The 11259-nt window shown below is 44.2% G+C and carries 6 protein-coding genes and 4 pseudogenes; 3 read left to right on the top strand and 7 right to left on the bottom strand.

From position 1 onward, the window contains the following. Window positions 1-48: 48 nt before the first annotated feature. The 4 genes and pseudogenes from UA76_RS05630 to UA76_RS05615 all read right to left on the bottom strand — a co-directional run bounded on the left by UA76_RS05630 (window position 49) and on the right by UA76_RS05615 (window position 6112). Window positions 49-1239 carry a BamA/TamA family outer membrane protein gene (locus tag UA76_RS05630; RefSeq protein WP_047043893.1) on the bottom strand — a complete coding sequence of 397 codons (1191 nt, stop codon included), beginning with the start codon at window positions 1237-1239 and terminating at the stop codon, window positions 49-51. A 126-nt stretch (window positions 1240-1365) separates the two neighbouring features. Continuing rightward, window positions 1366-2007 carry a trimeric intracellular cation channel family protein gene (locus UA76_RS05625; protein ID WP_047043891.1) on the bottom strand — a complete coding sequence of 214 codons (642 nt, stop codon included), beginning with the start codon at window positions 2005-2007 and terminating at the stop codon, window positions 1366-1368. Between the two features lie 134 nt (window positions 2008-2141). Further along, window positions 2142-3791, bottom strand: coding sequence for a hypothetical protein (locus UA76_RS05620; protein ID WP_047043889.1), 1650 nt, complete (start codon window positions 3789-3791; stop codon window positions 2142-2144). 363 nt (window positions 3792-4154) lie between these two features. Continuing rightward, window positions 4155-6112: pseudogene (locus UA76_RS05615) on the bottom strand (sensor histidine kinase). A gap of 98 nt (window positions 6113-6210) precedes the next feature. On the opposite strand from UA76_RS05615, the gene UA76_RS05610 reads away from it, so the two are divergent. Both UA76_RS05610 and UA76_RS05605 read left to right on the top strand, forming a co-directional pair. Continuing rightward, window positions 6211-7176, top strand: coding sequence for an ABC transporter substrate-binding protein (locus UA76_RS05610; protein WP_047043887.1), 966 nt, complete (start codon window positions 6211-6213; stop codon window positions 7174-7176). A gap of 88 nt (window positions 7177-7264) precedes the next feature. Then, window positions 7265-8041, top strand: a complete 777-nt coding sequence (locus UA76_RS05605; protein WP_047043885.1) for a substrate-binding periplasmic protein — start codon at window positions 7265-7267, stop codon at window positions 8039-8041. Window positions 8042-8126: 85 nt separating this feature from the next. Here UA76_RS05605 and UA76_RS05600 read toward each other — a convergent pair. After that, window positions 8127-8764 (bottom strand): annotated as a pseudogene (locus UA76_RS05600) (CatB-related O-acetyltransferase). 292 nt (window positions 8765-9056) lie between these two features. Between UA76_RS05600 and UA76_RS05595 the strand changes: the two are divergent. Then, window positions 9057-10052: a linear amide C-N hydrolase gene (locus tag UA76_RS05595; RefSeq protein ID WP_047043884.1), complete on the top strand. Its 996-nt coding sequence runs from the start codon at window positions 9057-9059 to the stop codon at window positions 10050-10052. Window positions 10053-10114: 62 nt separating this feature from the next. Here the strand turns inward: UA76_RS05595 and UA76_RS05590 are convergent. Together UA76_RS05590 and UA76_RS05585 are read right to left on the bottom strand one after the other, a co-directional pair. Beyond that, window positions 10115-10552, bottom strand: a pseudogene (locus UA76_RS05590) (GNAT family N-acetyltransferase); the annotation flags it as partial. A 192-nt stretch (window positions 10553-10744) separates the two neighbouring features. Beyond that, a pseudogene (locus UA76_RS05585) lies at window positions 10745-11221 on the bottom strand (N-acetyltransferase family protein); the annotation flags it as partial. Between the last annotated feature and the right edge of the window lie 38 nt (window positions 11222-11259).

Here is an 11259-nt window from a genome sequence, read left to right as displayed (position 1 = left end):
TGTAGGATACAACCCTCCATGCCAATCAAGCTCAACTGTGCCCAGTGGTTAGAATCCACTACCAAGAGAGATATAGAATGCGTAATCACCTTCACTTCGTGCTACGTCCACACCCATGAACAGCCCATAGCGGCGCGCTAGTTGATATCGAAAACCTGCACCATAAGCATCAACTACTTGTGTTTCGCTTAACTGGCTCTCTTCTTTGGCTTGGCCTGCCCCATAAAATGCAGACACTTTCCAACGATGGTCAATGTCGTAGGTGACTTGGCCCTGTAACGTCGCAATCTCATCCCCCTGATAGCGATAGGACTCAACGCCGCGAAGTTTGATGTACGGCTGAGTTGTCGGAGAGATGAAAAGATCATCGGTGGAAAAGCGTTCGTAATCTCCCGCAAATGCAATAGTCCATTTCTCTGTGATGGGGATGTAGCCCTCACCTTCAATGCTTGACTTTTGATAGTTAGAATCACTGCCTAGCTTCTCATCATAAATCATGTAATCAGCCGCGACTTTAAACCCAGAAGATGGGTAAAATAGATTGTTTCGGGTGTCATACTCGGCCAATACGCCTAGGCCGGAAGTAATACTCTCCTGCCCTAACGTCCATTCAAGAAACTTGTTGATTACGCTATTGCTCGATTCTACCGAAGTATAAGAGGCCAACTGCTTCATACCCAACATCAAGGGAGTATCGGCGACGCGAAATCTAAGACTTTGTAGCATCGCAACCCCAGTCGTTTGAGTATCAAAGCCGAACGTCGTATTCACTGGCGGTAGTAAGTTACCCACACCCTCAAAGTTAATGTCTTTATAAATATCCAGGTTGGCTTGGCCTAAACCCATGCCGCCCATGTAACGGATTTTGTCGTCTAGCCAAGTATGTCTGTGGCCCGCAAACGCAAACCAAGACCCATTTTGTGTACCTGCTGCACCGACTGCTGTTATTGATGCGGGCATCAGTTGAGCTCCACCATCTAAAGACGTCATTGCCGCTTGTTTTCGCTCCTCTTTTTGCTCATCTGTCTCATGCATGAATATGCCCACCAAGCCGCCGCCATAACCGACTGCCGGTTCGGTAATAATGATTGGAACAGGAAGAAAACCGACTGCATTCTCAGCGATGTGATGGCCCATATCGAACTGGCCGTCAACTTCATCGAAAAATGACCCATACGATGCACCAGACAAGGCAATACTGCCTACGGCCAATGCGTTAATTAATTTTGAATATTGCATAGTGTTGCCTTAAAAAAAGCCGGACGAATGTCCGGCAAACAAGCTTCCATGCATGGACAAACCTGCCACTTCTGTGGCAAGAGAAGAACTGGTGTATCAAGCAAACAGCCTTTGATACTGTGACAATTATTTTTTCCGTTGGAGAATCGCCCAATCGGGAACATTCACATGCTTTTGAATCGATATATGGCGTAAGTACACGATTAAGCCAGCGGATAAAATGGCACCAAATTGTGATAGCTCCGGCGCGTACAAAAGGAATCCGCTGTATATCGAGCAGCCCAGTGCAACGGGAATAGCGTATAGCTCTTTCGTTAGCAGTAAACTTGGGCGCTGCAACAATGTGTCGCGCACAACACCACCACCTACTGCAGTAATGGTGCCTAGAATAATAGGGGCGATAGGTACACCAAATCCCATTTCCCACGCCTTATCAGTGCCTTGAATCGCAAACATGGCAATGGCAAACGTGTCGATGTACAAGTAAAGCGTGTTGATTTTCTTTTTTTGAATCAGTGGGAAAAAGAAAAAACCAAACAAACTCGCGCTAATTGCAATCACAATGTACGAAAGATCTTGTGACCAAAACACAGTCACATCTAAGATACAATCTCGGATAGTACCGCCGCCAACTGCAGTAATTACGCCAAGTACGGTCACTGAAAAAATGTCGACTTTTTTGTCTAATGCGGCCAGCACTGCCGCTAATGCGAACGCCGCAGTACCGAGTACAGTAATGGCTTCAATAATAAATTGACTGGTTGTCATGGTTCACTCCTATCTCACTTCAATCTCATCCTAATGGGTTCAATCCGTTCGATAATATTGCCTAAGACCAGCCCAACTTAACGCCAGGCTAAGCCCTATGTATTTACGTTTGGTGGCTGATGATTGATTCACTACTAGAATCGGTAGCCAAAGTTCACGGTGATGGCATCACGCGTTTCACCTTTGTTGTACAGGGCGGTGATGTTGTAGTTCTTACCAATCTGCTTGTTGAAACCAACTAGGTAAGCCCAGTTATTTAGCTTCACGCCAATGTCGTAATCAAATTCAATGTCACCCGCGACCACATGCCCGTCCATGCGTGCATCCAAACCTTGATATTCAGCACCAACAAACAGCTGCGCACGGTAGTCCACCAGCTGATAACCTAACATCGGCTGTACAGTAATAATGCCATCACCCCAGTTATCAGTACCTTTAAGACGTGTTGTCGTGTAGCTTCCGTTAACTGATGCAAAGAACTCGCGGTAACCAAGAGACAGTGTGGTACCCACACCCATCAGGTCATATTCCAAGTGGAGTGGTACATCTAAACGACCTTGATTACACAGTGCATAAAGCTTGTTACAGAATGCATCACCTAGATGTGGGAGTTTGTTGTTCAGTTTATCGCGGATGTATTGGCCCGCTTCGCCGGTGTACTCCGCATCCACATCGGCATCAACATTAATCTTTCCGACCAAACCATACACATTCCAAAACGGTAGAATGTTAACGTCTCCACGCAGCGTAAAGCTCTCCGCGTTGACCACACCGATACTGCCCAGTGGATCAAACAAGTCGTTTAGCCCCACCCCTTCAATCACGAAATCCGTGAAAGGAATGTTCATATTCTGATTGCGGTACGCCGCTGAAATGCCAAAAGGTAATGGTAGATCGATACCTTGTCTTCGAACCATATCGCCCATTAGAGGGAATACTCGGTCTAATTTGACGCTCTCTTCATGCATTCTCGGATCAGAAACGGTTTCTAGTCTTTGGTGAGCCAAGACGTTCACACCTAAATCTTCATCGTAGATGGCCACAGGCTCTATGGTCGTAATAAGGGATACAGGTTTCTTTTTTGCTTTGCCGTGGATTTCGACATGCTTTTTCGCAATCACCAGTTTGCCACTATCGAGACGTCTAAAACCAATGATCTGATGGTAAGTATCGACACGATATTTGTCGTAATTAAACGGGTTATTGTTAGTGATAACCATAGTGATCGGCTCACCATCGACTAACTTAACTTCAACGCTTAAGTGACGAAAATAGGCAATGTCTTGAGGCAGGCCATATTTTGAATAGTTAAATTCAATCGATACCTTGCCATCACCATGATCAGTCGCCACCACTGACGAACCATCATAGCTTTGTGCATAGTTCCGAAGACGATACTCAGTGCGAGTGTAGCTTTCGATTTCATCAATAACATTCTCGTGACCATCGAGTTTTTCAGGATTGTATTTGATTCTTAAATCAATATTCCCTTTCGTATCGGTATTTTTGACCAAGAAAACCGAAGACTCTCGGACTTCATCACCGATGATGACTTTACGAGTTGCGTGTTCCACCAAGTGTTCACCTTGGATCAGGGAACTCATCGCAAGTTTTGGAATATTCTCATCCAAACCATAGTGTTCAAAAACTTGTTTACCTTTTAAGTCGGCAGACAGTTCTAGTTCTAATTTCGATTCTGCAACTACACCGCCAGAAAAGGTTAGGAGTAATGATAAGGGGATCAGTGAGGCTGCGACTTTACTACGCTGGAATAACTTGTTCATGTTGGTGCCATTCTTATTACTGACATCTCAACCCTATGAGATTTCAGGTTTCTCTTCGTAGAGCAAACACCCCTTGTTCACCCCATATTTTTGATGGGTGTATTTTATGAAGTGACTGATTAACGCGTTAATCTCATATGAAGGACCAAACCCACCAAACGAATTCAAGCATCTAGGTATGAGTAAGTTAGATTGCGTTACTGTGTGATACTCAAAAAACTTTTTTCCAGCGTAAAATATCAAGAATTGAAAACTTACAATGAGTAGTGATTATTGAAAGCAGCCAGACGTGAAATCTGACCGAAACGGGTTCCCCTTACAAAAGGACCTGTATGTGGTGCATTCGTAGTCTAAAAGACGCTTCTAAATCTGAAAATCATGCCCTTGCATGGAACCTTCTGGAATCGGAGTTACTTTCGGAATTCGTAAGATAAAATGGACGCCTTCATTAGGCTTTGACTCAAATTCTAACGCACCTTTAAGCTTTTGGTTGGTTAGGTTAAACACCAAGTTTAAACCCAAACCAGAGCCGCCCTGCCCGCGCTTGCTGGTAAAGAAAGGCTCGAATATTTTTTGGTGTAACGACTGGTCAACGCCGCAGCCGTTATCTCGATACTCAAAGATAATGTGCTCTCCTTCATCTTCAAAGGAAATCACGATCTCCGGGGTATCTTGATCACTAAAAGCGTGACGAATGCTATTCATAATTAGGTTTGAGATGATTTGCGTCAACACGCCAGGCAAACTGTTCATATGTGTTTCATCACTCCCCTTAAGTTGGGGGCTACTGGTACTTTACTGGTTTCTGGATGTAAAGAAGTAACCAGCGCTTCAAGAACGTGTTTTACATTAAAATCACTGCGAGTTTCTGACACTTGGTCAACAGCCGTTTGTTTGAAGTCTTGAATCAGTTGCGCTGCACGGCCCAAGTTGCTCTCTAACATACTGGTGCCTTCCTGAATCTGATCCATCAACTCCGTAAATTCGCGGCGAGTTAATGTTTGGTTTTCGAACATCTCATTAAGTTGTAAGGCTGTTTCCTTAATCACGGACGCCGCGGTCACCGAAACGCCAAGTGGAGTGTTTACTTCATGGGCAACACCGGCCACTAGGCCACCTAGTGCGGCCAGTTTTTCAGATTGTACTAGCTGCTCTTGCGCCTCTTGGAGTTGCTCTAGACTTTTTTCTAAATCATGAGTTCGTTTTGCCACGGTTTTTTCCAGATTTCGATTTAGCTTTTGAAGTTCATGCTGCGCACTTTTAAGTTCCGTAATGTCTATGACGCTGCCACGAAAGCCTTTGAATACCCCATCATCAAATTTAGCTTTAGCTTGAAACATCACGTGATAGTGTTGTGCGTCAATCTCAAAACCTTCCTCGCACAAGGAAAAGTCTTGCTCAAGTGCAAGCTGGACTCTCAAGTTATTGAGTAGTTCAAATTGTGGCACTTCTTTGATGCATGGTTTGGCTTGTGCGTTAATGTTCCATGCACGTTCCATCACCTGTGAGCAATAGATGATTCGGCCATTTTCATCAGTTTCCCACAACCAATCAGAGGCTGTATGTGCAAAGTCTGCAAAACGTTCTTGTTCCAATTTAATGTTTCGATAGAGGGTAGTGACATCGTCGGTAATCTTGTTGGTTTCTTCTGCAAGCCAAGTGAGCTCATCGTCTTTTTCCATGATCCATTTGTCATATGGAAGCTTCAAAGGCGGCACTGGATAGGTAGGATCGAACGCACGTAAATATCTCGCTACATCAAAAACCCTGCGGTTAACGCTCTTATGGAATACCATTAGAATGAGATAACAGACAAACATAGTTTTTAGCGCATTGAGCATTAAAGTGACGAAAAACTGCTGCAACAAATACGCATATATAGCTTGAGTATTGGATTCGACGTAAATCTCACCAATCACTTCTGACCGATCCGAAATATTGTCTTTGTAAGCGAGGGGGTATTTATGCGACAGTGCGTTTTCTTTGACTTTCACTCCCGCACTGAAGGTATAGCGATCTGATCTAACTTCTAGATAGTCAATTTTGGGTAAGTTAACCAAGCCATCCAATCTCTGCTGCAACAGGACTAAATCAAAATTCCATAAAGAGGCAGCAAGCAAGTCTGCGTGCACGTTTCGGATTTCCGCGTGCCTTTGGTCTACATCACTGAACTCTTTATTGTAATCCCAATAAAGTTGCATCAAAGTCGTCGCTAAGGTCATCGCGCCGCTGAGCAAAATCATAATCAAGATGATCCTACGCCCTATGCGGCTATACAATGGATGATCTGCGCCTTCTTCAAACTTGCGAACTTTTCCCATCTCGCACCCATTTCAACACCTTGTAAATTTAGTATAGGCGCAAAGTTTCCTAATGAGTGCAGTCGTTTAAGCTATACTTCATCGAAGGGGATCGGCTTATGAAAATACTACTTTTTCTGTGTTTGTGGAGCGGTTATTCCGCGGCTTCCACCGTCTTGCTGATTGAAAGCTATCACAGCGAATATGCGTGGGATAAAAGCTATATCCGGGGTATAGAAAAGAAGTTATCAGAAGACATTCAATTCTATAAGTTCCAAATGGATACCAAACGCTTACCCAAATCGGAATATGAAAATTCTGCCAAACGCGCCTATCAGGAATACTTAAGGGTGAGCCCATCAATTGTCATTCTTGGCGACGATAATGCCCTCACCTATATGCTACCTAAGCTATTTGATGAACCGATATCTATCGTTTTTCTTGGCATCAATTCCAATCCTAGAAAGCTTCTGTCGCAGTATAAAGGACGCGCCAAAATCACTGGCGTATTAGAACAACCTCTATTCGTTAAGACCATGAGTGAAATTGATTTGATGTTGCCTCACAACCGCAAAAAGATCAGAGTGTTGTTCGATTCTGGTGTGACGTCGAAGGTTGCTCAGGAATATTTAGGCCGGCAATACAGAGCCATTAGCGACTCGCTCTCTTTGGAGGCTGAAATATTCACTATTTCAACCCTTTCCGAATGGCGCACACAAGTTCAATCCGCTTATAAAGATGGCGTTGGCGCTATCATCGTCGGGCTCTATCACACCATTGTGGATGACAGCGGTACTAATGTGCCTGCCGAACAAATTCTAGCGTGGACTAATGAGCAATCCCCCGTTCCACTTTTTGGCTTTTGGGATTTCTCTGTCGGTGAAGGAAAGGCTGCAGGCGGTGTGGTGCTATTTGGACAGAGCCAAGGCGAGGCTGCGGGTGAAAGCGTTATGGCTATCTTAGGTGGCAAATCTGCCAATGACATTCCAATTATGGTCGGTAGAAATGGTCAAGCCATCTATCACGCGACGGAGATGGCTCGCTGGGGGCTCACACCTCCTAAAGATTGGCGAAAAGTAGAGTAGTCTTATTGATAATAATATCCCTTCATGGCCTTTTGAGATTGTTCAAGTTAGACTAAATTTAATGTTATGTGTGTTTCCGGAGCGCCTCATGAAATCAAGCATTTTGAACCACCAACTGTGGGTAGCGACTCTACTCTGTATAGTGAGTTGGGGCTCTTACGGTGGCCAAACTGATTTAAGAGAGATTTCTTTTTACACCGAAGAGTACCCGCCCAGTAATTATCTGGAGGATGGTGTCATAACTGGCCACTCTGTAGAGATACTCTTGGAAGCCAGTGCATTAATCGGTGAGCCAGTAAACCGAGATCAAGTCACTCTTCAGGCTTGGCCTGCATCGTACAGCACCGTTTTGACTCAAAAGAATACGATTTTGTTTTCTACCAATCGCTCAGAGCACAGGGAAAACCTGTTTAAGTGGGTAGGTCCAATTGTCGATGTAAAATTGGTTGTACTGGCCAGAAAAGACGCAAACATAACTGTGGCTACTCCTCTTGATATGGCTAAATACAAAGTGGGTGTCGTCAAAGATGGAATTGGCGAGCAAATGCTACTTAATTTGGGTATCCCAAGACAGTCAATGCAAGAAGGCACGCACGCAACGGCACTATTAGAGAAATTAATGAAGAATCGAATTGATCTACTAGTGTATGGCGAGCGCGGGGCGAGCTGGTGGTCTAAACAGGTGGGTATCGACCCCAATTTATTCGAAACCATTTACGTTCTTGATCAAGGCAGCATTTATTACGCAGTTAATAAGGACACCGACGATTCAGTCGTCAATAAGTTGCAAAATGGTTTGAATCAACTGAAACAACAAAATCTGTCAGGCAGAAGTCGCTATGACGAAATATTAGACAAGTTCTAATACTAAAGCGAATATGCACCAACACGCCTATAAAGTTAATAAGCAACGAACCCAATGATGAGTCATTGGGTTCGTTGTTAGTGCTTTAGGAATGTTGCGAATCGTACTCAGACGAGGCTTGCTTGAGCTTGTGAATATCAGAAGCGCACAGATAACGTTTCATTGTGTCGAACTTCTCTTTCGGCCAGTCATAAATCGTCATGGCCAGTAAGCCTGAATAATCTCAGGTTCAAAGCGAAGCTTTATTGCTTTTGCAGGTGAGCCGCCAACTACGCTATAGGGTTCAACATCTTTCGTCACCACACTATTGGCGGCAATGACCGCGCCCTCTCCGATCTTTACTCCGGGCATGATCATCGCTCTCATGCCAATCCATGCGCCATCACCAATCACAGTCTCACCTCTACCTTCATAGGCCTCTTCGATGAAATCCATAAATGTATATAAACAGAACCAATCCATTCTGTGGGTATGGTTTCCTCCCATCATGATCACCGCTTCTGCGCCAATGCAGACATAATCGCCGATAAAAAGCTTGTCGACCTCCCAGCGAGGCTCCCAATTACGGCTGATCTTGTCACCATGTAAATACCGAACCACCGACTCTTCAAATCCATTGTCCCAACAATCGCTGTAGTAGCTGTGTTGACCTTTAACGGTAATATTTGGGTTGGTCACAACTTCATGGAGAAGCTGATACTCCGACCAATGTTTTTCTTGCATAACACACTCCGATTAATTGCAAATCTAATGAAATAAGAATGGCAAAAATCGTCAATGGATGCGTGGTTGTTTGAGTCGTGGATTAAGTAGCATTGATTGCCTCCATCAATTAGCGGTGGCAGTCTAACATAAACACTCAAGTCTAAACGTGAAAACTATGTTTGTCCTTATCGTCCTACTTTACGTAGTCTAAGAAAACATATGACGAGTTTCATCCGTCATATGAGAGTTATTAGAAGTATAAAACACACGTAAACTTCAAATCGTTCCTTAATGATTCGGAGATACAAACATGAAACTTAAAGCACTAACTATCGCATTACTTGCAGGCACTCTTTCTTCTGGCATAGCTCAAGCGTGTACTTCTGTTGCATGGAATACAGATCTTGGTACTTACACTTCTCGTACGATGGACTGGATGGAATCGACGAACCCTATTCTTGGCAACATTAACAAAGGCGACGTTCGCTCACTCCAAGGTAATGGCCATGGCGGTGACTATACCGTGAAGTACGACATTGTGGCTGTTTTGGCTTACGGCGAATTGGTTGCTGATGGCGTGAATAGTGAGGGTATGAAAGTCGATACCCTTTTCTATCCAGACATGACAATGAGCAGCATTGTTAGCGACGCTGAACTGTCTCAATTCACGCTTGGCGAGTACCTATTGGCAAACTATGCATCAGTTGAAGAAGTCGTCGATGCTCTTCCTACCTTAAAATACGGGACACTGATGATGGATGGAATGCCAGTGGAAATGAAGCTGCATTGGTCTGTCACCGACAAAAGTGGCGACCGCTTAGTGATCGAAGTTGATGAAGACGGTTTAAACACATACCGCGGCGAAGAAGCGATGGTGATGACCAATGATCCGTCGATGAAGTACCAAATTGAAACACGTAACGCGGTTAAACATACATGGGACGACGCGACTCGAGATACTGATTACGGTTCTATTGGTAACGGTAACTCTCCAAGCCGCTTTGTTCACGCAAGCTACTTTGTGAGCAAATTACACGAGCCAACTTCTGACCGAGGCGCGATGATGAAACTTTCTACGGTTCCATTTAGAGTCCCAGCCGACGCTCCATACAAAGATTTCGGTAACGGCCAAGGCGTATCAAGCTACGCGACAGAATGGACACTGACTCAAAGCCTAGAAACAGGTGAGAGTGTCTTTGAATACAACTTTGAAGATAACTGGAATACCGTTCAATTCAATGTGTATGACATGATGGGCAAAGAATTCCGAATTCCACTGAACCAGTCTTTCATGGTTACTCTGTAGTCATCTTTGCTATCTCTTAAGTAGCTTATAAACAATGAGAGCCTTGGTGTTTCTGCCAAGGCTCAGTCGTCTTTAATGATAAAATGCATAGTCGTCGCGCTTGAAAATCCAACTAGCCATTTCAGGTACTCAAATGAGTCCGTTTTTGTTGCGACGAACCCTTTCGATTCATACAGTTTTCTCGCTCTTGGGTTGCTATCAATCACATCTAACCGAACTGATTTGAAACCTTTGTCTTGAGCGTAATTAATTATCTTGTCTAAAAGGCGTGAGCCAACCCCCAGACCACGTGCACTGCTGTCTACGACAATCCCATCCATGACCAACTCACCACTCTCCGGTTTGCGCTCAAACAAACTAAACACCAAACAAGCCCATAAACCTCTCGACAGCCCCAGTTCCTTAATCAAACCTTTGGCGCCAATACCACCGGTTAATGAACCACTTCCATCACTAAACCCGGCGATACCAACAGGTTTGTCACCATCAAACGCAACGAAGGAATATTCTGGCACGAAACATTTCCCCAAGACGGAAATACGCTGATTCTTACTAGAAATCGCTCCCTGAAACTTTGGACCAAACGCTTCCTCATAGATCACTGCCATAACTTGTGTGTGTTTTGAAGACCAACCCTGCACTATGTCAAATTGAGTTCCTTGAGTGAGTTCATTGCCGTCCAGTTCATTGGATAACCATTTAAACATGACATAACAATCAACATATCCGGAAATTCTGTGCTTGTATGCACTGGGAATTGTACCAATAATTTGGTATCCAAGTTTTTGCCAAAGTTTTACTGCGACTGTGTTGGTTGAAACCACACTATTAAACTGCATCGCTTTGAAACCAAGATCCAACGCTGTCGCTTGTGAATGCTCACACAATTTGCGCGCGATTCCTTTTCCTCTCGCCGCTTCCGACACCATATAACCGCAATTACAGATATGGCTACTTGGTCCAACACCATTGGGTTTAATGTAGTATGAGCCTAATATCTCACCATCATCTTCATAAACAAACGCTTGCGTTGGTATGGAGCACCACAATGCAAAAGATTGCTCAAGCGTCATGTTAGGGTCAAAGGCATACGTTTCTTGAGAAGTCAGAATTTGAGAAAAGGTTGGCCAAAAGTGCTTAAAATCAGACTTGGTCATTTCACGAATCATATCGCATCCCTGTTAAGTTATCCTTGCTGCCCGTTAGA

The sequence above is a fragment of the Vibrio mexicanus genome (assembly GCF_001012815.1).
Taxonomy (GTDB): Bacteria; Pseudomonadota; Gammaproteobacteria; order Enterobacterales; family Vibrionaceae; genus Vibrio; species Vibrio mexicanus.
The sequence above is the reverse complement of the archived record's forward strand: the minus strand, read 5'-3'. Positions and strand labels throughout refer to the sequence as shown.